The following is a 19,939-nucleotide window of genomic DNA, read 5'->3' on the forward strand; positions in this document are numbered from 1 at the left end:
CTCCTTGAATATCTCTTTTTATACTTTTGATTCTTTAAACCGAACCCTCGCTCTTCAACACTGAAGTCACCGTCTTCAGTAAAATCTTCACATCCAACCCAATCGACCAGTTCTCGATATACTCGGTATCCAGCTTCACGACTTCCTCAAAATCCGTAATATCACTCCTGCCGCTTGCCTGCCACATTCCTGTGATACCAGGTTTAATTGACATACGGCTTCTGTGATGCAGCTCATACTGTTCCCATTCATCGACTGTCGGTGGTCTGGTTCCTGCTAATGTCAATATAGGAACAACTTTTTTTCAAAAATAGCTCATAAAGCACAGAATCATCAAATCACCCTCAAAATAGGCATAAAAAAAGAACCTCCGATTTCTCAGAAGTCCCACGTTTTTCACTCTTATCTCTATTCTATTTGCCCAAATTGCACTATATCAACCTGATTTAAGTCAAATTCCACCAGATTATATTCTGGATAATGTGTTCCTGCTGCCCGATATGTGTCATTTTCATTCCATCCGCATACTTTCCAGATCATTCTCAGCATTTGAACGCTACATATTTTAAAATCCCAGTCCTTTGAATTATATTTAGGCACACGAAAGCACTCCGCTTCCTTTCTACTGGTTGCCTGAACTGCCAAAGTTCTTTTCTCCGGATTAAATAAGAAGCGAATATACTTCGGATCACCTAATTCTTTTATCGTTGACCGAAATATTCGTATTATTCCTGTTTTTTGGCACAGAGATACCCCTGTGATATTTGTTATGTTTTTTGGCATCTGCACTCCTCCCTTCTAAATGAGTGCATTTTTCTTATTACCTTGTTGAAGAAAATTCAATATAGCCATCTGCCAGATTAGTTTCCAATGCCTTTTTATGTTCTGCTACTGATAAGCCGAAAGAATTTTGCCAATCCTTCGGATAAAATGGTATCCTATTCAATTTCCTAGCCACCTTTGCTGTTACTTCTTCTGATTTCTGCTCCGGTATCTGATTTGTTGTTGCTGCTGCCGCTTCATTCTTTTCTGCTGGTTCTGCTTTAACTTTTTTCTTTCTCTTTGTATCCATGAATATCTCTGTTTCTGTCAAATCAAAGATATACATAGTTTCATCCTCATGAGTTATTTTATATCCCAAAATCTTATATCTACAATCCATATCCCAGCCCATCATATCATACATCATAGCTGAGAACAGTTTATTTGACATTTTCCTGCTCTTTCTTTTGTCTGGTTTCTCAATACACCAACGCAAAGCATCTTTATCATTTTCTTCGCATTTACGCACTACCATTCTTTTATTATCCTGATTCACAAGAATCTGTATGTAAACTGCATCCTCCAGACCGGCAATGCAGGCAGTATTAAATGTTACACTGTCTCTCCGAATTACAACCGCCGGTTCCCGTAAATGTGCAAAAAGCTCTCTTCTTACAACCTGGTAACCATCATAGCTAAAATCCTGTGCCAGTTCCAGTGCTTTCTGATCTACATTTTCCGTATTCTCGTTAGCCTGACTCATCATTGTTTCACTCATACTGCACACCCCATTTTCTCAATCATGCTATGTGCTTCATTATTCAGCTTTTCTAATAGATTTTCTGATATAAGTCCCATGCCTTCTACTGTTTTGGCAGGACGCAGCACATCCCAATTTCCACAATATTTAACTCTATGTAAAAGAACAACATCTTCCGAACTACAGCCAAAATGATTCCGCCACTGCTTCGGGAAAAGTGTTCTAACAATCTTCTTTGTTCTATTTTCAGATGTATCTACTGTATTTTCTTCTGTTTCAGTCATATTTGCATCCGGTAAATCCTCTTGCACCATCTCATGCTTAATCACTTCTGGTTCTTCCAGATCAAACAACAAGATCTGTTCATTATCTTCCTTTGAATATTGACCTCTAAAACGGTATTTGCACTTATCATTCCAGTTCATTAATTCAAATAATGGTTCTGAAAATCCTCTGCAGCTTTTAGGAAGAACTGCCCATTTTCCATTTCGTATCGTTCCCCATTTTACCGCATTGATATTATCCTTATTGCATGGTCGTACAGCAATACACTTTTCGACTGAATTAAAAAGGATTTCTATATATTCCACATCTTCAAATTTCTTCAAACAGGCAGTATTAAAGGTAATCTGCCCTTCTGATATTGTCATCGCCGGATTCAACCTTGTAGAAAAAAACTGTGCCCGTACAATCTCATATCCGGATAAATCAAATCCGCCCTCTTTCCTTCCCTCTTTTGATTCTTCAATATTCTGAGTATCATTCTGATCAGAATACACACTCTGACTTGCCTTTTGGTAATCTTCTCCTGTAAACCCCGTCCAAGACCGATTAACCGACACAAAACCTTTTAATGCTCCACCATCTACTACCTTGAGATTTGGAAATGGAAATCCTTTTTTCGCATATTTCGTTGCTGTCAGCATCTTCTGTGCTGCATTATAAATATCCCTGTCAACAATAGCCTCATGATGATCTGTTTGCCGATACTGGTTCCGATCATGCCGGTTCTTTTTTGATTTATGGTCAAGATAATTAGGTGTGAATGTCTTTCTGGAAAGTATATCTCCACAATATCTCTCATTTCTCAATAAACTTACTATCGTGCCACTTGACCATTTGGTATTTCCAAGTTTAGTTTTCCGCTTCAGCTGCATTAATACTTCTGCTATTTCTGTTGTTGGAAAGCCATTCAAAAACAGGTAATAACATAGACGTACTGTTTTGGCTTCTTCTTCATTAATCACCAGATTTCCATCCTCATCCACATCATATCCCAATAATTTCGGTGTAAGAAATATTCCTCTTGAAAAACGCTGCTCTATGGAAATATTCATAATCTCACTTTTCGTATGAGATTCTTCCTGTGCTGCTGCGGATAATACCGCCAGCATCATTTCACTGGTATTATCCAAAGTGTAAATATGCTCCGTTTCAAAAAACACACCCACTTGTGGTATCATATTAGCAAGTTCACGAACTTTCGCAATGCAGTCCACTATGTTTCTGGCAAATCTGGAAACACTTTTAGTAACAATCAAATCTATTTTTCCTGCTTTACAATCTTCTATCATTCGATTGAACTCATCTCTATGCTTTAAAGATGTACCAGATATTCCCTCATCCGCATAAATTCCTACTAACTCCCATCCCTGATGTTCTTTAATCATATCTTCATAATGATTCTTCTGCAGTTCATAAGAAGAAGTCTGGTTAACATCATCAGTAGAAACACGGCAATAGGCACAAACTCTCTTTGTTCCTGTCTCTTCAAACAACTTTTCTTTTTGTTTTGCCGGAATAAACTCCAATTCGCTACGGTCTACACCTCTATATCTTGCACGAATCTTATTCTTTTGTTCTTCCCGACTGTTTATTTCTTTTTCATATCCGTTCACCTGATGCATCACTCCCATTTAACTGCCAATACCATTTATCTCCCAACTTATAAGATATGATTCCCATATCTTTTTTTGCCTGTTCCACAGTACGCTTTCCAATTCCATTTGCACGCATTTTATCCAGTATATCAGCACATGCCATATCTGTTCCATTCAATAACAATCGCAGATAATCCTTTGCCTTGTCCAGTTTGCTTTCTGTTTTAGTTTTATGAGCCAGAAGATCTTCTACCTCATATTCTTCCTGCCCTATCCACCTAAATCCATAATCCGGATTTAGTTCAAAAACATACGCCTTTCCCTCTGGTGCCAGATTGTTTTTTATCTGAAGCATTACACGATAATATGGAATACTTCTATCCCTTCCAACCAATAAAACACTTCTTGCTACTGCAGCTATATCTATACTTCCAAGTCCTCTGTATATGCCTTTGGCACGATTGCTTTTATTCATATGTCCAATCAATACAATTGCACACCCTGTCCGTTCTGCAACCTTTGCGAGATTTTCAAGAACGAAACGTGCTGAACTTGAACGCTGTATTTTACTATCTATCCCTAAATATGCTTGAAGTGGGTCAACAACTAATAATTTTGCCTTTATCCCCTCAATCGCTTGTGCCAATCTTGCATCATTTAGTAAAATTGGTTCTTCATCAGACTGTTCCAGAAATGCAATTCGACTACAATCTGCACCTGCCGCTTCCAATCGTGGCTTAATTGTATCTTCAATTCCATCTTCTGCGGCCTGATAAATTACATTTCCTGGTATCTTATCTCCACTTCCATCCGGCATAGCTTTTCCATTCGTAATAAGTGCTGCAAGCTGCATCATCATTGTAGATTTTCCCTCTCCAGGATCACCTTGCAATATTGTTATCTTCCCATAAGGAATATATGGATACCATAACCAATCAACTGTCTTTGATGACACTGCATTGTAATATGTAATTCTATAATCATCTTGTTCCTTTTCACTTTGAGCCATCTATAACCCTTCCAGCTTCTTATTTTTCTCCGTCATATCTGCAACCAATTCTGTAATTGTCTGTATTTCTTTCGGTGTAAGACCAGATACATCAACTGTTCTTTTACTTTCACACCCAAGCAGATAGTCGGTACTCACTCTGTAAATAGTAGCTAATCTGACCAAAATTTCATAAGAAGGTTGTCTGACATCATTTTCATAGGAACACATTGTATTTTTATTTACTCCAACCAGACTTGCTACCTGATCCTGCCGCAAGCGATTGTTTTGTCTTAATTGCCTTAATCTATTTCCTAATGATTCCATCATGTGCATCTTACCTTTCTATGCACTATGAAAATTTTTGATTTTACAGTATTTTAGTATATTCTATCAATTTATAGTTCTCGTTTGGGGAACTGCGGTTCCTCTTTCGAGAACCAGACGAATTTCCACTTAACAATGCTTTATAATATTTTTAATCCATAAATACTGCTTTCTCTTTTTATGTTTCCAATTATATATTATCTAGTGAATTTATTCACTATATTTTTGCATTTTCCCCTACTTATAATTAAACAATCAGGAAATAAATTAGAAGGGCGGGAACAATGTGATTGATTATAGTCCGTTATGGATTACAATGGAAAAACGAAATATATCTCAATATTATCTCGTCAACAATGGCATCGACTACCGAACTATGCAGCAACTCCGAAATAACCAGAATATCACCGCATCTACTATCGAAAAACTTTGCCGAATCTTATCTTGTACCCCAAATGACATTTTAACTTTTACAGATGATGATACTCATGATAAATAACTGTCGGAACAGTGAATCCTGCAGTTTTATTTTGCAACATTGCGGCCTTGCGGTGTTGCGGTATTGATATAAAATATCTTCAAAACTCAGTCATCGTAATTATAAATCCAGAAAAACAAGAACGCAGAGACTTTATATCCCTGCGTTCTTACATCAACCAGCAATAAAATTTTTTATTTTTTCAAACAAACATAAATAATCATTATAAATATCTTCCTCGAACTCTATTGATTCTATGTATCTATTCAACAGCCCCGAAGCAACTGTTTCACTAACATTATCCTCACGCTCAACTAATGTTAAATCATATTCTTCTTCCATCTTTAATACAAAATCTCGAATATTATCTTTATTCATAGCATATTGTATTTTTTCCGAAGCTTCTCCCGCATAGTCATCAAACTCTACTTTCTCAAGTTCAGGTCTTGATGCTGTTTTTTGAGCTTTAAATTTGAATTTCATAATTGTATATAACTCATTATGAACGCTTCCCACCTGACTTTTTAAATCATTAAAATAGGTATTTACAAAATCATTTATTTCCTCTATATTTTTTTCTGTTATTTTAGCTAAAAACTTTTTTAATTTTTCCAAATCAGAAAAAAGTACAGATTCAATACAGTAACCATCATGAGTATGTGCCCATGATGAATTTCCTAATCTTCGTATTATTTCTTCATTTATATATTTTTCATTTGCATTTTCGGTCGAAAAATCTTTATCAAAAATAGCTGCATATCTGCAATTTCGAACTGCTTGTGAAAGCAACTGCTTATTCGCCATAATTTTCAAATTCATATTATCTTTTCCTCTTACATACCAAAATGATATTTTTGAAAAATCTATGGCATATTGTGAATGTACTTTTTTCAAGGAGTCGTTTATTGCTTTTAAATAAGTTATGTCATCCTCGCCTTCTACAAAGACGACACGCTTATTTTTTTGTAGTCTTGTTAAACCAGTTATTACCCCGCCCAATGAATGATGCAGTACATCCACGTTTAAATCATTTAAAGCTTCGATATTGCCTTCATTTTTATTTTCAGAGTTAATAAATACTATATCTTTTGAATCCAGTCCTGATACAAAATTATCATTATGTGTAATCACAAAGACCTGCACATTTGATATTTCTTTCAAACAATCTAATAATTTATTCTGTATTCTTGGACTTATATGTGAGTCTGGTTCATCAATTAATAAAACATTTAATGCATTATCCATAATATCCATTGATGAAAAAATTTCTGCGACTTGTAAAAAACCACTTCCTTGGAGTCCTATGTCTATTTTTTTTCCATTTTGAACCACATATAAATTAATATATTCTTCTTTTTCTCTTGCCGTTCTCGGTGGAATTTTAAATTCAAACTCACAATCTAATACTTTTTTCATCCTTTGAATCAATACAGTTACGTCACTCGATAGTATTTTATTTCTCAACACTTCATGCGATCTACCCTTTTCAATTTTTTTTCTTATTTGCCCCGGAAACATATACGGTTCTTTTGCGAGTACCTTTGCAACTGGTTCTGTTTGCTGTATAAAAAGAAAGTCCGTCAATTTTGTTCCTATTGAATCCATTTTTTCTTTAAACGCATCAAATTCTTCAGGTGTTTTTCGCTGCAATCTAACATATGCGTTCTCAATTGATGGTTTTGTCAAAGAAAAATTTAAGTAATATTTTTCTTCTGAATTTTCTTCACTAAATTCTACCCCTATTTCACAAGACCTTTTAGTTCCATAAAACAAATCTTCATCTTTAGTAATCCGCAAGAAATACAGTTCATCAAAACTTATGTATAAAGGAACTGAATGACTATAGAAACTTTTCTTATTGCTTGTCAGGCTTTCATTGTAACATTTCTCCCATAACAGCAATGCCTCAAATATCGTGGATTTTCCGATATTGTTTTCCCCAACAATTACATTAAATTTCCCACTAAATTTAATTTCAACAGTGTCTTTATATGTTTTAAAATCTTTCAAAGTTATCTTGGATATAATCATTATTTTCCCCACGTCCTTTTATATATACATTCTCTCATATAGTGACATTTTTTATATATTAACACATTCTTCCATATATCAAAAGTATAAAACACCGCTAAACAAGATTTTCTTACTTGCTTAACGGTGTCCTTTAAAAATCTAAAATCCATTCTCAAACATCGACAATCCTGCCATCATCATCCCTTCATCCATATCCAGTCCCTCTTCTTTTTCTTCTTGTATTTCCTCTGAAGTCTCCTTGATATTCACGCTCTCTCTTATCTGCTGCAAGAACCCTTTATCCTGTAATAACTGTTGCTTCAATTCCTCCACGCTGACATTTACATTATTATAGGAAGAAACATCTCCGTTTTCTTTATGCAACCAGGCATATACCAGTTCTGTAATCAGTGCTGTCTTGCACCTTTTCTGAGATTTTAAGTATTCTCCAATCTCTTTCTGCCGTTCATTATCTTCATTGAATATCAATACTACTCGTATCTGTCCCATTGACGCACCTCCTACCTTTTCTGGAGACGCATAGCTGTAAGTTTTTCATATCCAATAGCATTGGCCCGAACATCTTCAATAAACTCTATGTACTTGAAATCCTTAGATTTTTCAATCTGTGGTTTCAATAACAGGCTTCCCCCGCCAAGAAACACCGCCGGATTGGTTCGGAAATCTGGCACATACGCATGAAGTTGGTTTACAATTCTCTGCGTCCAATCCTCTGCCATTTTCTGAATCTCCTGGATTATTTCTTCATCCAGAATTGTTGCTTCCTGCATCAATACCTGCTCTACATCAGAGGATTCCAGATGAATACCAAAGTTCTGCTGAATCACATTGGCAATCTCTGATCGAAGAATTGCCATACCGGAGCGATCACTGACTCTGACAGATAAATCTGGTTGTCCTTTTCGGATCACCAATAAATCGACAGTTCCATCTCCAATATCAATACAGTTTACTGTTCGATACTGTTTAAACAGACTTGCCTTATAGCACATAACCGCTGCAAAATTTTGAGGACTTACAAAGGTATCTTTTAAATAACAGCTAACTGATTTTCCGTTGAATTTAAAAGAAATTCCATGTTTAGCATGTTCCATAAAGTATTTCTTAAATCCCGGAGCCTGCTGGCTAAAGTCTGCTGGCGGCAATCCAACACCAAGTACAATATCTTTTCCGGTTAATGTGATACCCCTGCTCTTTGCTTCCAATGCCAGTGCAAATAATGTAAGGATAAAATAATCCTCATCCACTGTCTTATCTGCTTTGAATGGCATCCGGGTTTCTGACAATGTATAAAATGTTCCCTGATATTCAAGAATATCCTCATTCATAAATCTTCCCGGCTCCGAAGTATATCTAACCAGTCCACATGGGAAATCTACATTGCTTCCCTTCATATTTCCGTTTCCATGATCAATTCCTAAAATAATCTCTGCCATATCAGTTCATCCTTTCTTTCACAAGTCTATACCTAAGTGTCACTTAACTTTAACTGACAGATTTTCTGGAGCATTTTATCCTTTATTTTGTGACAGTTAAGTATACCTTATCTTGTACTTTTGTATCTCTTATGTCAGCTAAGTGTTACTTTTGTATCTTGTCATCATTATATATGACACATTTGTATCTGTCAATATTTTTTTAGAAACTTTTGTGTCACTTTATTAAAGGATATGTTATACTCTTGCTATGGAGGATTTTATTTATGAATACAGGAGAAAAAATTAAATATTTTCGTCTGGCTCACGGCATAACTCAGGAACAGCTTGCACAAGATGCAGAAATAAGCCATAGTACACTTCGTAAATATGAAGCCAATGAACGCAACCCCAAATATGAGCAGCTCTTAAAAATTGCTGACGCTTTAGGTATTAGTGTAAATATATTTACTGATTTTGATATTCGCACTATGTCCGATTTGCTATCACTGATCTTCAAAATGAATGAACAGCTTGACTTACAATTTAATTCAGAAAAAAACGCACAGGGGAATATTATTCCAGATACTCTCAATATTTCATTCCAGAATCCCTTGATTAATGAAAAGCTCTCTGCCTATGTCACATTCTTAGAGCAAATGGCTAATACAGAAGAAGCTGAATATAATCAAGCACTTACGGAATTAGAGAATCAGTTACTTGATGATAATACAGATATTCACAAAACCCCTGTATCATCTTCTGATACTTTTCACAGTCCTTCTTTCACAAATCCAACTTATCAAAACTTGTTGAATTTGTTGTCTGATTGCTCACCACAGGAGTTGGAATGGATTTTTAAATCTGCCCAGCTCACCAAAGATTGTATGCGTAATAAAAATAATTCTTAGGAGGACACTATTATGAACCTTACAGAAAAAGATTTTATTGACAAAATGATTGAAATTGCCAATGATGGACATGAGTACATGGATCAACTTCAATGCGTATACTTCACTTGGAATGAATTTTTTAATCCTCAACATGATAAAAAAAGAGCGTTTGAAGTTGCTTCTCAGATCTTCTCTGCCTCATCCCCTGACAAAGCATCTTTAAGAGAAAATGATGAGTTCTGGAATGAACTTCTTTGCGTTTTATAATTCTTAGTAAAAAAGACAGATGTGATATTCGCAGCACATCTGTCTTTTCAGCTTTAATCATTTGTTTTCTTCAATTTTTCAGCCAGTTCAAACCTAAACTCCAGTTCAAGCATCTTCTTTCCATCTCGTTCACTATTTCCCATATACACCCAGTCCGCTTCTCTAAGTAAACTCTGCATGGTTTCCTTATCTTCCAATGCCGATTCACCATCATTCAGCAGCCAGATACACGCTGTCTGCATTTTAATAAGTCCTGACATATTGGGGAATGTCTGAACTTTAATATTGCATCCGGAAATCTTTGAAAACTGTATTGCCTGTTCTGAAAGATACACAAATCTCTGATATTTTAAGGGATTGACAATCTGATATTCCTCTTTCTGTTTTCTCTCTGCCCTTTCCATAATTGCTCTTGCTTCCTGTGATGATTTTTGACGTTCCCACTCCCGTTCTTCAGAAGATAATGCCTTATCTCTCTCTTCCATTTCCATTTTCATTTCGTTATACATCTTCTCATGCTCATCATAATAAAACATTTCAATATTCACTTATGTAACTCCTCCCATGTACACCGTTCGACCGCTTTTGACAGTATTCGTTTTATTTCCTTTTATTTTACTATTTCTCTTATTAAGATTATAACCCTTATGGTGAATATTTCCACCATATTTTTTATTTTATTCGACAACTATAATTAAAATCAGTGGTATTTTATGCCAAAACTAAAGAAAGGCGGGGGATACCGTGATTGATTATAGTCCATTATGGAAAACCATGAAAAAACGCAGCATCTCTCAATATGCCCTCATTAATCAAGGCATCGACAAACATACTCTTGACCAGCTCCGTAAAAATCAAAATGTTACGGTCCTGACTATTGAAAAACTCTGCGACATTCTTGACTGCACACCCAATGATGTATTTTCATTTAAGAAAGAAGCCGATTAATAATACCGTCATAGTATAATAACTTTTTCTATGACGGTATTTCTGCATCATTCAGAAATGACAAAACCGCAAGTCTCATGGCCTGCGGTTTTATTTTCCTTATACAATCTGCAATTTGTATTTCCAGTTCAAATATTCTTCCTCTGAAATAAGTCCCTTTGCTCTTTTTCCCCGTATTACTCCCCAAGTAAACAAAAAGTCATTGAGCTTTTTATTATGCAAGTTGATTGTAACATCTCCGGTCTGGGAATTTCTCTCCAACTTCATTTCTGGGAAATAATCTTCTAATGCAAGAAGCCTGTATATCATATCTTCTTCCCTATAACCTGTTGGGATTGAAATATTTCTCGAATCTACCTCAAGCACTGCTGCCATTTTATTCAGCATTGATTCCCTTGGGGTTCTGTTTCCAGTTTCATACTGTGCCATCCTTGGACTTGCACTTTCTTCTCCGATGCCAATCGCAATCCCCAGTTCTTTCTGCGTCATTCCCCGTATGTTTCGGATTCTTTTAATATTTTCTCCTGTACTCATATCCCGCTTTTCCCCTTTCGTATCAATCTACTTACTGGAAATGCAATCACATACCAGACTGCCCGTATCCCAATTCCAATCGTAACAATAAAACCAAATACAGCTCCTATCGCAGCACATAAAGCTACCATTCCAATCGTTCCAGATAAATCCCATCTTGCCGGAATGATAATGAACATATATGGTATTCCAATCGGAACACCATATACCAGCATAAATCGAAACCAGTCAATAGAACCATCGACCATAAATATGTACTGTCCAAGCCAGGTAATTATCCCGATCAGCAATATCGGAAGAATCCCTTTTGTAATAAAATTTTTAATTGTCATTACGCTATACCCTCTTTCTTTTTCTCAATCCTGTTTGCCATATCAACAAGCAGATCATCAAATACAAACTTTACCTCTATCTTTTCAGAATCGTAAATTGTGATTTCCTCTACAAATATCTCTGCTATATTTCTGGTCATTCTCTTCAAAATATTTACTTCTTCTGCATTTTTCTCTACCGTTTTTACATCTTTCATTAAATCATCTTCTGCAGTAGTAACTGCCTGTATCTGTTCATATTTTGTCTGAACTTTTTCTATTTTTTCATTTAATTCCTTTTTGTTTCTTAAATAAGATTCCCGATCTACCACACCTTCCGCATATGCTTCGTACTGTCTTATTCGCTCCGCTTTCAGTTTTTCCAGTTCCCGTTCCATGTCTCTTTGCATGGTCGGCAAATTCATTTTATTTTTCTCTTCACTTTCCTCCAGTATCCTTGCCATATTCTGAAATATTCCTAACTGTTTCCGCAAAGCTGCAAGAACAATACTTTCTATTCTTGATGCCGGATACCTTGTTTTATCGCAGGTAGACATCTTTCCTGCCGCTGCTGTATGGGCACAATATACAACTGGTACTGTTCCATAGTTATACATCATCTTTAAACCGCAATTTCCGCAACGTATTTTTCCTTTCAATGAAAATCCTGCATCCCTGGCAAATCCCTTTTGTTTCTGATCAGTGATAACCAGCTGTGCCAGTTCAAATTCTTCATGCGTTACAATTCCTTTATGATGATTCTCCGTAATAAATTGCTGATGTTTTTTCGTTCTCCTCGTTTCCGAACCACCCACTCGGATACGGGAGGTCTTTCCCTGCACCAATGCACCTGTATATGCATAATTTCTAAGCACCATCCATACAATCCTTGTATCCCAAAGCCACTCTTCGTCTGTCACTTTTCGATTCCATGCAATTTCTTCATTTCTCTGGATTCTGAATTTTCCCGGTGTTGGTAATCCCCGTTCATTCAGCTCATTGGCAATCATCGCTGTATTATAATCTTTTAATGCCAATTCAAAGATCAGACGTACAATCTTCGCCGCTTCCACGTCAATTTCCCACTGCTTATTTTCTGCCTTTTTATATCCAAATGGGATTCGTCCCCCTGTTGATACTCCCTGTTTCCATTTTGTCTGTATGCAACTTTTGTATTTCTTGGAAAGATCTCTGCTGTATAATGTATTAACGAGGTTACTAATGCTCATTTCCAGTCCCATTGTTTTTCCTATATAATTATTGCTGTCGTACTGGGAATTAATTGCAATCACCCGAACTCCCATAATAGGGAATATCTGCTCCAGATAATCCCCCACTCCAATATAATCTCTTCCAAGCCTGGATAAATCCTTTACAAGCAGTACATCAACTTTTCCTTTTTTAGCATCTTCTATCATATCCTGAAAGGCAGGCCGGTTAAAATTCGTTCCACTGTAACCATCATCAATATACTCCCTGACTTCCCCATCCAGTTCATCCATAGATTCTACAAAGCTCTGCAAAAGAAGTCTCTGGTTCTCTATACTGTTACTTTCATCCTTATTGTTTTTCCCAAGATCCCCGTCAGACAATGATAATCTCAAATAAAATGCTATATTCATCTCTTCATCACTCCATAATTTCCATTACCTTCTGAAACACATCTGAGCATTTCATCCTTACTTCAATCATTCCTTTTGAACTCACATAAATTTTATCTACCAGCTCATCAATCAATTTCTGGTTAAAGGAACGATCATCCAGATATTGTTCCAGATTCTTTTCAATTTCCAGAAAATCGTCTATACTCTTTTCCACCATACGTTTCCTTGCCTGTGCCTGATTGATACCATCTTCCAGCTTTTCTTTTTCCTGCACATAGTGTTCTTTTAATGTGAGATACTCCTGTTCATCGAGCAGACCCGTAGCAAAATTTTCATATAATGTTGCACTCGTTTCTTCTGCCTTTGCAAGACGATACTGCATATTCTGGATTTTCACCCTCAAAGAAACTAACTCACCTTTGTCGTAGGTTCCCTCTCTCATTTTTTCCAGAAGCACTTTTTTTTCACACATAACTTTTATCATGTTATGAATCTGATCCATAACTGTAATCTTTAGTAAATCTTCATGGGCTTTCTGGCGGCAGTATCCAGGCTTTCCATCATACTCTTTACAATAATAAAATCCTTTTCTAATACCCTGTGACTGACCAAAATTCGTGTAACGCATATATGTCATTGTCGTTCCACATTCCATACACTTTACTTTTTGCGGGAAGCTATCCTCTACGCCTGCCCATCTGCTTCTTCCACGTTCCACACTTTCTTTCATAAAATCACTTCGTTTCTTCCAACGTTCCTGCACCTCTTCAAAATCCGGCTCAGCTACAATCGGCTCGTGCGTATTTTCATGGATAATCCACTCACTGGGATCTGTATGATGTTCCGGCATATTCCGGTACTTAGCTGTTTTCCTTTTTCCATATACCGTAGACCCAATATAGGCTTTATTTAATAAAATTGTTTTTACTCTGTCTCCTGTCCAGCGGTCTGTTTCCGGAATCTCTACTTCTATTTCATGTGTCGCTTTATAAGCAAACGGTGTCATAATGTCTAACATTTTCAGACGTTTTACAATATCGCCTGTCCCTCTTCCCATCTGATACCAGCGGAAGATTGCCTGCACAATCGGTGCTGTTTCTGCATTTACTTTTAACTGATTTTCTTCTTTATCAACGGTATAACCATAAATACTCTTTGCAATTTTCATGTCTCCACGTCTGCTATGCATTTCAAAGGATAAGACTCTCTTTTTAGATGCGTCCTTTGCATACATTTCATTAATCATGTTTTTTATCGGCACGACCATACTGTTTCTATCTTCTTCTCTGCTGCTGTCAAAATCATCATTGATTGAAATAAGCCGTACATTCAGACAAGGGAAAATGGTTTCAATATAATATCCGGTTTCGATAAAATTTCTTCCAAATCGTGATAAGTCCTTTACAATGATGCACTGTATTTTTCCTGTACGGACATCATCCATCAGACGGATAAACTCTGGTCTGTCAAAATCTGTTCCAGTATAACCGTCATCTACATAAGTATCTACCAGGCTATATTCTTCATGTTCCCGGATATATTGATGCAGCAATTCTATCTGGTTCTGAATACTTTCATCGTTTTTTTCCTTATCAACAGAAAGTCTGGCATATGCGGCGGTCGCAAGCTGTCTCCTTGTTATAATCGACGTTGAAATATGTAATTCTTCTTTTTTCTCCTGCACAATATTTGCTCTTCTACTTTTTCGTGCCATCTGTTAATCCTCCTCAAACCATTCCTGCGGTAATCGTTCTTTCCAATCTTCATATTTAAAGCGTACTTCTATTTTTTCATATCTGACACATTCCACACGTTCTATCCATGCCCTCACATGCTTTCTCGTAATCTCTTCCGGCACTGTCATTTCTGAAAAAGTTTTTATCCAAAGATTGTCTTTGCTAAAGCACTTCTCAACATCCTGAATTTGTTCCAAATATCTCTGGAGCTGCTCATCACATTCCTCAAACTCTTCTATATTGATTACTCTCTGCATTGCATATTCATCTTCTGAAATGTCTCCCGCTTTCATGCTGTTATATAGAGGAAGATTTCTTTTTTCAATCGAGAGCATCTTCTGAAATATCAATTTTGCTGCTGCTTTTATTTTCAAAACATGACGTTCTTTTTCATGTTCCCATTCATAGCTTCCGATCATTCCTGCAATTTTATCTGCCTGCCTCTTTTCATTCTTGATTATTTCATACACTTTTTCATAGACCTCTTCATAAGGAATGTGCCCTCTCTCATAAACAATTTCTTTCGGCTTTGGATAGCTCAGACGGAAAATACGGATTTTTAATCTTTGGTGCGGATACAACTTCAATGCAATTCCAGACTCTTTATCAAAAATATATTTTGAGAATGGATTAAGTGGAGCCTTTCCTCGGACATGATCACTGTATTTTCTTACAGATAATTTTGCTTGTGCTTTTTCAAAAGTTTCTTTATCTATAAGAACCGGACAGGAGAACAATTTCTTCTCTCCATCAATCGTCCTCTCCCATTCTCCTATATACTGCCGATTGTAAATAATACGTTTTACCTGTTCCCGCTTCCACGGAGCATTTTCATCCTTGATTGGTCTGCCCCAAAGTTTATTCACATAGTTTCCTGAACTCTCAATACCTTCTGCTGTCAATATCTTTGCCGTTTCGCTACAACTATGCCCCTCACAGATCAACTTAAATACTCTTCTGATATGTCCTGCTACCTCTGGATCAATTTCCAGTTCCATTTTTCCTTTCTTATATCGGAATCCGTACTTCGGGTAGATTTTCGTTTCATTATGTTTTCGTATCTGATCTGTAGTAAATTTATTTCTATAAGCTGTTGCCTTTTCATCCAGATACTTATAGACTTCCTCTTTGCTGACATCACAGGAACAAAAATCATCTTCCACTACGGCAAAATGTATTCCTGCCGGTACAAACATACTTTCCAGCATTTCCGCTGCTACATTAGAATTTCTTCCACATCGAAACATAGAATCCATCACCACACAATCAAATTCTCTTGCAATGGCATCCATTTTCATTTGCAGGTATGCTGTTTCCTCAAACGCATCCTTACGACGGTCTGAATATTTCTTTCCAAGCGTCCAGCCTCTTTTCTTTATGTAGTCCTGTATTTTCTGATTCTGCTGACTGATAATATCTTTTGGTATCTCTCCACTCTCCATGCAGGAAACTGTCCGGGTATAACTTACGCATCTCATAATTCTCCAACCTTTCTCCGTACCAGATCACTGTTCGCATACGCATATTTGACAAATTCTGATATTTCATCCTCATAGTTAAAATGAATTTCTATTCTATCTGCACTGTACACAACAATCCGGTCAATCAACATCACTACCGTTTTTCTGTCTAATGATTGTATGTTTCCGTGTTCCTTAAACTCTGTTACCCATTGCTGTGTCCGCATTTCATTGGACAGCATCCTTTTCTTTTTCTCTTCCAGTCCTTTCAGAGATTCTTTTGCCGCAGCTATCTTTTTAGAAAAGGTCTGCTTAATTTCCCGATACTCTTCTCTGGAAATAATTTTGTCCACCATATCCTGATACAGATTTGCTTTCAGTTCTTCATATTTCTGAATTTCTTTGTAGAGAGCTTTCATCTGTGTATCCAGTATTTTCACACCAAACTGCTGCTGTGGCAGGTTCTCTATCTGTGCAATAATCGCATCCGCTTTTACGATTAATGCCACCTGACTTCTGATTGCTTCCAGAACTGCTTTTCGCAATTTTATATCGCTGATGTTATGAGAACTGCATCCCTCTTTTCGTTTATATGTGGAACAATGATAATAGAAATACTTTTTTCCTTTCTTCGTTGCAGTCCGACGAACCATGTTCTGTCCGCAGTCTCCACAGCGAAGCAAACCAGAGAACACATAAATACTTTCTTCTTCCGGGGATGTTCGAGTATCCAGTTCCATCAACTTCTGCACACATTCAAATATTTCTCTTGAAACAATCGGCTCATGTGTACCTTCTACTCTGATCCAGTTCTCCGGCTCTATCTTCTGCCTGACATTGACCTTATAATTAATCTTTCTGGTTTTTCCCTGCACCATTGTTCCGGTGTACAGCTCATTCTTTAAAATTCTTAAAACAGAGGATACGTCCCATTTTGGTTTTTTACCTGCCATAAAACCTGAGCTGTAATTAAATCCACATGCTCTTTTATATTCTGCGGGTATTAACACTCCCATTTCATTCAATCGTGCTGCAATATTCTTCGCACTATATCCGTCAATCTTCATATTGAAAATCATCCGCACAATCTCTGCAGCATATTCATCAATCACCAGATGGTTCTTATCTTCCGGATCTTTGAAATAGCCATACCCTGCATAATTTCCAATGAACTGACCCTTTTTCCTTTTTATATCTAACTGACTTCGGATTTTAATTGAGATGTCCCTGCAATACGCATCATTTACTAAGTTTTTGAAAGGGACTATGATTTGATCTGAATCGTTCGTCGTGTCAGCACTGTCATAGTGGTCATTCACTGCTATAAATCGAATACCCAGGACTGGAAAAATCTTTTCAAGATACCTGCCTGTTTCTATATAGTTTCGTCCTAATCGGGACAAGTCCTTAACGATAATACAGTTGATCTTATGATTTCTCGCATCCTCCATCATCTTCTGAAAATCTGGACGCTCAAAATTTGTACCACTGAATCCATCGTCAACATATTCTTTGACCAGTGTAATGTCACTATGTTGCTTTGCGAAGTCACGAATCAAACTTCTTTGATTGCGGATACTGTCACTCTCCATTTTGTCTCCATCGTCTTTGGAAAGTCTCAGATATACCGCTGCTAAAAATGAATTTTGACTTTTTAAATACATAAAGCCATCAACCTCCTAATTTACTCGCTTTGTAGCTGTAAACCAAGAAATTCATGGCTCTTTAGATGCTTCTTTTATTTTGACCCACATCCATGTTAACATAACTTCTGGCTTCTTGCCACACCTTTTTTCAAATTTCTAAAACTTTTTTTCTGCTGAAATACATCTGCTCAAACATTCCTCCAACGTATCTTTCCCGGCAAAGCTGATCTTTACAATCATTCCATTTGAGATGTGGCAGTATGGATTCTTTACCTGATGGATATAATCCGCAATCCTCTCTTCCAGAGGAAGTTCTGTATGTATCTCTACATCATCCAGGTCTACTAATGTGTTTTTATCTACGGTATGAATGTCCACTGCTGCCATCTCCTGCAGTTCTTCCAGTGTAGGCATTTCTATATTTTCCATCTGACTACCTCCTGTAATTACTCTTTTTCTACTAATCACAGGTGGCAGAGGGCAAAATGTCAGATGCATTTTCACTTTTTTATATTTTTGCCTGTCCTTTTGGTAGCTCCCACGCATGATTATGGGAAAGTATTCTCTCTTAGAGCAAGTTTCGCAATGTCAGACAAAAACCCCTCCGGGATTTTTTCTGCCTTGCAACTTGATGGGGATTTCGTTTCCCCATACCCTCGACCGCAATCAAAGATATGCGTATTGGTTCCCATTGCCATGGTCACAGCGTGATGATTCTTCATCACTTGCTTTCACAGCAAGCTGTAATTTTTTTCTTTCCTGTGTGGAACCTATATGCAGAAAGGAGTATCCAATGACAAGACCACAAAAAGAATCTGATATGAAACGGGAACACCGGGTAACAATCCGCTTGACTGACACTGAGTTTTCTATTATAGAAAATACGGCAGAACAGGCAGACATGACTATTTCCGAGTATATGCGAAAACAAATTATGGAGGGACAGGTCAATACCAAATTTGAAATTGTTGCAGATGTTAAAGAAATAAAAAAACTGATTGGTGAATTAGGGAAGATAGGCAGCAACCTCAACCAGATTGCCCGGTATTTTAATCAAGGTGGAATTATCTCCTCTGAAATGAGAACAGAAATAAAAAAATCTCTCCGGGATATTTATGAAATGAAATATGAAGTGATGAGAATGGCAGGTGATTTCCGTGGCAGTGATTAAACATATCGCAAGCAAAAATGCTGACTATGGAGAATCTGAACGGTATCTCATCTTTCAGCATAATGAATACACCCAAAAGCCAATCCTCGATGATGAGGGGCATATGATATTACGAGATGAATATTACCTGGATGGTCTGAACTGTGATCCGTTTACTTTTGCATCTGAATGTCAGGAACTAAACAGCTACTACCATAAAAATAAAAATTTCAATGAGATCAAGTCTCATCATTACATTATCAGCTTTGACCCAAAAGACAGAGAGGAATGTGGACTGACTGGTGAACGGGCACAGCAGCTGGGACTAACTTTTGCAAAGAAGAACTTTCCCGGTCATCAGGCTTTAGTCTGCACACATACAGACGGTCATAATGAAAGCGGAAATATTCATGTGCATATTGTAATCAACAGCCTTCGTAAATATGATGTACCTCAAGAACCCTATATGGAATTTGACTGCGAATCAAAAGCCGGATATAAACATCACCTAAGCACCGCTTACCTTGCTCATTTAAAGCAAGATGTTATGGATATGTGCCAGAAAGAGGGCCTGCATCAAGTTGATCTGCTCTCTCCTGCTGAAAGAAAAATCACAGAAAAAGAATACTGGGCACAGCGTCGGGGACAGGAAAAACTTGATAAGCTCAATCAGAAAATGCTTGAAGATGGTATCACTCCAAAAGAGACTCGCTATCAGACAGAGAAACAGTTTCTCCGGGATGCTA

At 37.0% G+C, this 19,939-nt stretch carries 22 protein-coding genes and 1 pseudogene; 6 read left to right on the forward strand and 17 right to left on the reverse strand.

Annotated elements, in window-relative coordinates; all coding sequences use genetic code 11:
• Window positions 1-34: 34 nt before the first annotated feature.
• The 6 genes and pseudogenes from ACLTL4_RS08305 to ACLTL4_RS08330 form a co-directional block, all read right to left on the reverse strand.
• Window positions 35-286, reverse strand: a pseudogene (locus ACLTL4_RS08305) (sugar transferase); the annotation flags it as partial.
• Window positions 287-408: 122 nt separating this feature from the next.
• A complete protein-coding gene (locus tag ACLTL4_RS08310) occupies window positions 409-783 on the reverse strand; it encodes a hypothetical protein (RefSeq protein WP_349011549.1) in 375 nt (124 codons plus the stop codon).
• Between the two features lie 37 nt (window positions 784-820).
• Window positions 821-1,540 (reverse strand): hypothetical protein, encoded by a 720-nt coding sequence (locus tag ACLTL4_RS08315; RefSeq protein ID WP_349011548.1) that lies wholly within the window; start codon window positions 1,538-1,540, stop codon window positions 821-823.
• Window positions 1,537-3,420, reverse strand: a complete 1,884-nt coding sequence (locus tag ACLTL4_RS08320) for a recombinase family protein (protein ID WP_349011547.1) — start codon at window positions 3,418-3,420, stop codon at window positions 1,537-1,539. The genes ACLTL4_RS08315 and ACLTL4_RS08320 overlap by 4 nt, the downstream gene beginning before the upstream one ends.
• Window positions 3,407-4,411: an AAA family ATPase gene (locus ACLTL4_RS08325; RefSeq protein ID WP_349011546.1), complete on the reverse strand. Its 1,005-nt coding sequence runs from the start codon at window positions 4,409-4,411 to the stop codon at window positions 3,407-3,409. The genes ACLTL4_RS08320 and ACLTL4_RS08325 overlap by 14 nt, the downstream gene beginning before the upstream one ends.
• Window positions 4,412-4,720, reverse strand: a complete 309-nt coding sequence (locus ACLTL4_RS08330) for a helix-turn-helix domain-containing protein (RefSeq protein WP_226843930.1) — start codon at window positions 4,718-4,720, stop codon at window positions 4,412-4,414.
• A 313-nt stretch (window positions 4,721-5,033) separates the two neighbouring features.
• On the opposite strand from ACLTL4_RS08330, the gene ACLTL4_RS08335 reads away from it, so the two are divergent.
• A complete protein-coding gene (locus ACLTL4_RS08335; RefSeq protein ID WP_180214205.1) occupies window positions 5,034-5,216 on the forward strand; it encodes a helix-turn-helix domain-containing protein in 183 nt (60 codons plus the stop codon).
• 153 nt (window positions 5,217-5,369) lie between these two features.
• Here the strand turns inward: ACLTL4_RS08335 and ACLTL4_RS08340 are convergent, their stop codons facing one another.
• The 3 genes from ACLTL4_RS08340 to ACLTL4_RS08350 form a co-directional block, all read right to left on the reverse strand.
• Window positions 5,370-7,226, reverse strand: a complete 1,857-nt coding sequence (locus ACLTL4_RS08340) for an ATP-dependent nuclease (protein ID WP_412320405.1) — start codon at window positions 7,224-7,226, stop codon at window positions 5,370-5,372.
• Between the two features lie 141 nt (window positions 7,227-7,367).
• Window positions 7,368-7,718: a hypothetical protein gene (locus ACLTL4_RS08345; protein ID WP_412320406.1), complete on the reverse strand. Its 351-nt coding sequence runs from the start codon at window positions 7,716-7,718 to the stop codon at window positions 7,368-7,370.
• Window positions 7,719-7,729: 11 nt separating this feature from the next.
• Window positions 7,730-8,665 carry a ParM/StbA family protein gene (locus ACLTL4_RS08350; protein ID WP_349011544.1) on the reverse strand — a complete coding sequence of 312 codons (936 nt, stop codon included), beginning with the start codon at window positions 8,663-8,665 and terminating at the stop codon, window positions 7,730-7,732.
• A gap of 266 nt (window positions 8,666-8,931) precedes the next feature.
• Between ACLTL4_RS08350 and ACLTL4_RS08355 the strand changes: the two genes are divergently transcribed.
• Window positions 8,932-9,555: a helix-turn-helix domain-containing protein gene (locus ACLTL4_RS08355; RefSeq protein ID WP_412320407.1), complete on the forward strand. Its 624-nt coding sequence runs from the start codon at window positions 8,932-8,934 to the stop codon at window positions 9,553-9,555.
• Between the two features lie 12 nt (window positions 9,556-9,567).
• A complete protein-coding gene (locus ACLTL4_RS08360; RefSeq protein ID WP_349011542.1) occupies window positions 9,568-9,804 on the forward strand; it encodes a hypothetical protein in 237 nt (78 codons plus the stop codon).
• 53 nt (window positions 9,805-9,857) lie between these two features.
• Here ACLTL4_RS08360 and ACLTL4_RS08365 read toward each other — a convergent pair whose 3' ends face one another.
• Window positions 9,858-10,352 carry a hypothetical protein gene (locus tag ACLTL4_RS08365; RefSeq protein WP_349011541.1) on the reverse strand — a complete coding sequence of 165 codons (495 nt, stop codon included), beginning with the start codon at window positions 10,350-10,352 and terminating at the stop codon, window positions 9,858-9,860.
• A gap of 196 nt (window positions 10,353-10,548) precedes the next feature.
• On the opposite strand from ACLTL4_RS08365, the gene ACLTL4_RS08370 reads away from it, so the two are divergent.
• The gene (locus ACLTL4_RS08370) at window positions 10,549-10,752 is read left to right on the forward strand and encodes a helix-turn-helix domain-containing protein (protein WP_226843923.1); all 204 of its coding nucleotides are present in this window, start codon (window positions 10,549-10,551) and stop codon (window positions 10,750-10,752) included.
• Window positions 10,753-10,851: 99 nt separating this feature from the next.
• Here ACLTL4_RS08370 and ACLTL4_RS08375 read toward each other — a convergent pair whose 3' ends face one another.
• The 7 genes from ACLTL4_RS08375 to ACLTL4_RS08405 all read right to left on the reverse strand — a co-directional run bounded on the left by ACLTL4_RS08375 (window position 10,852) and on the right by ACLTL4_RS08405 (window position 18,472).
• Window positions 10,852-11,286 (reverse strand): helix-turn-helix domain-containing protein, encoded by a 435-nt coding sequence (locus ACLTL4_RS08375; RefSeq protein WP_412320408.1) that lies wholly within the window; start codon window positions 11,284-11,286, stop codon window positions 10,852-10,854.
• Window positions 11,283-11,618 carry a DUF6050 family protein gene (locus tag ACLTL4_RS08380; protein WP_349011539.1) on the reverse strand — a complete coding sequence of 112 codons (336 nt, stop codon included), beginning with the start codon at window positions 11,616-11,618 and terminating at the stop codon, window positions 11,283-11,285. Before ACLTL4_RS08380 ends, ACLTL4_RS08375 begins: the two co-directional genes overlap by 4 nt.
• The gene (locus tag ACLTL4_RS08385; RefSeq protein ID WP_349011538.1) at window positions 11,618-13,219 is read right to left on the reverse strand and encodes a recombinase family protein; all 1,602 of its coding nucleotides are present in this window, start codon (window positions 13,217-13,219) and stop codon (window positions 11,618-11,620) included. The genes ACLTL4_RS08380 and ACLTL4_RS08385 overlap by 1 nt, the downstream gene beginning before the upstream one ends.
• 7 nt (window positions 13,220-13,226) lie before the next feature.
• Window positions 13,227-14,915 carry a recombinase family protein gene (locus tag ACLTL4_RS08390; protein ID WP_349011537.1) on the reverse strand — a complete coding sequence of 563 codons (1,689 nt, stop codon included), beginning with the start codon at window positions 14,913-14,915 and terminating at the stop codon, window positions 13,227-13,229.
• Window positions 14,916-14,918: 3 nt separating this feature from the next.
• The gene (locus tag ACLTL4_RS08395) at window positions 14,919-16,100 is read right to left on the reverse strand and encodes a recombinase family protein (RefSeq protein ID WP_412320409.1); all 1,182 of its coding nucleotides are present in this window, start codon (window positions 16,098-16,100) and stop codon (window positions 14,919-14,921) included.
• 311 nt (window positions 16,101-16,411) lie between these two features.
• Window positions 16,412-18,061 carry a recombinase family protein gene (locus ACLTL4_RS08400; protein WP_349011535.1) on the reverse strand — a complete coding sequence of 550 codons (1,650 nt, stop codon included), beginning with the start codon at window positions 18,059-18,061 and terminating at the stop codon, window positions 16,412-16,414.
• A gap of 138 nt (window positions 18,062-18,199) precedes the next feature.
• Window positions 18,200-18,472 carry a DUF6870 family protein gene (locus ACLTL4_RS08405; protein ID WP_349011534.1) on the reverse strand — a complete coding sequence of 91 codons (273 nt, stop codon included), beginning with the start codon at window positions 18,470-18,472 and terminating at the stop codon, window positions 18,200-18,202.
• 364 nt (window positions 18,473-18,836) lie between these two features.
• Here ACLTL4_RS08405 and ACLTL4_RS08410 point away from each other — a divergent pair, with 364 nt between their 5' ends.
• Window positions 18,837-19,214, forward strand: a complete 378-nt coding sequence (locus ACLTL4_RS08410; RefSeq protein WP_119201011.1) for a DUF6290 family protein — start codon at window positions 18,837-18,839, stop codon at window positions 19,212-19,214.
• Window positions 19,201-19,939, forward strand: a 739-nt coding sequence (locus ACLTL4_RS08415) for a relaxase/mobilization nuclease domain-containing protein (protein WP_412320410.1), incomplete at its 3' end; no start/stop codon positions are given. The genes ACLTL4_RS08410 and ACLTL4_RS08415, both read left to right, overlap by 14 nt.

This window comes from Hominisplanchenecus sp., assembly GCF_046967715.1.
Classification (GTDB): domain Bacteria; phylum Bacillota; class Clostridia; order Lachnospirales; family Lachnospiraceae; genus Hominisplanchenecus; species Hominisplanchenecus faecis.

Bases quoted from the DNA above. Each gene is read 5' to 3' on its own strand.
- ACLTL4_RS08310 (WP_349011549.1), bottom strand. From the start codon at position 783: ATGCCAAAAAACATAACAAATATCACAGGGGTATCTCTGTGCCAAAAA.
- ACLTL4_RS08315 (WP_349011548.1), bottom strand. From the start codon at position 1,540: ATGAGTGAAACAATGATGAGTCAGGCTAACGAGAATACGGAAAATGTA.
- ACLTL4_RS08325 (WP_349011546.1), bottom strand. From the start codon at position 4,411: ATGGCTCAAAGTGAAAAGGAACAAGATGATTATAGAATTACATATTAC.
- ACLTL4_RS08330 (WP_226843930.1), bottom strand. From the start codon at position 4,720: ATGATGGAATCATTAGGAAATAGATTAAGGCAATTAAGACAAAACAAT.
- ACLTL4_RS08335 (WP_180214205.1), top strand. From the start codon at position 5,034: ATGGAAAAACGAAATATATCTCAATATTATCTCGTCAACAATGGCATC.
- ACLTL4_RS08340 (WP_412320405.1), bottom strand. From the start codon at position 7,226: ATGATTATATCCAAGATAACTTTGAAAGATTTTAAAACATATAAAGAC.
- ACLTL4_RS08345 (WP_412320406.1), bottom strand. From the start codon at position 7,718: ATGGGACAGATACGAGTAGTATTGATATTCAATGAAGATAATGAACGG.
- ACLTL4_RS08350 (WP_349011544.1), bottom strand. From the start codon at position 8,665: ATGGCAGAGATTATTTTAGGAATTGATCATGGAAACGGAAATATGAAG.
- ACLTL4_RS08355 (WP_412320407.1), top strand. From the start codon at position 8,932: ATGAATACAGGAGAAAAAATTAAATATTTTCGTCTGGCTCACGGCATA.
- ACLTL4_RS08360 (WP_349011542.1), top strand. From the start codon at position 9,568: ATGAACCTTACAGAAAAAGATTTTATTGACAAAATGATTGAAATTGCC.
- ACLTL4_RS08375 (WP_412320408.1), bottom strand. From the start codon at position 11,286: ATGAGTACAGGAGAAAATATTAAAAGAATCCGAAACATACGGGGAATG.
- ACLTL4_RS08380 (WP_349011539.1), bottom strand. From the start codon at position 11,618: ATGACAATTAAAAATTTTATTACAAAAGGGATTCTTCCGATATTGCTG.
- ACLTL4_RS08385 (WP_349011538.1), bottom strand. From the start codon at position 13,219: ATGAATATAGCATTTTATTTGAGATTATCATTGTCTGACGGGGATCTT.
- ACLTL4_RS08390 (WP_349011537.1), bottom strand. From the start codon at position 14,915: ATGGCACGAAAAAGTAGAAGAGCAAATATTGTGCAGGAGAAAAAAGAA.
- ACLTL4_RS08400 (WP_349011535.1), bottom strand. From the start codon at position 18,061: ATGTATTTAAAAAGTCAAAATTCATTTTTAGCAGCGGTATATCTGAGA.
- ACLTL4_RS08405 (WP_349011534.1), bottom strand. From the start codon at position 18,472: ATGGAAAATATAGAAATGCCTACACTGGAAGAACTGCAGGAGATGGCA.
- ACLTL4_RS08410 (WP_119201011.1), top strand. From the start codon at position 18,837: ATGACAAGACCACAAAAAGAATCTGATATGAAACGGGAACACCGGGTA.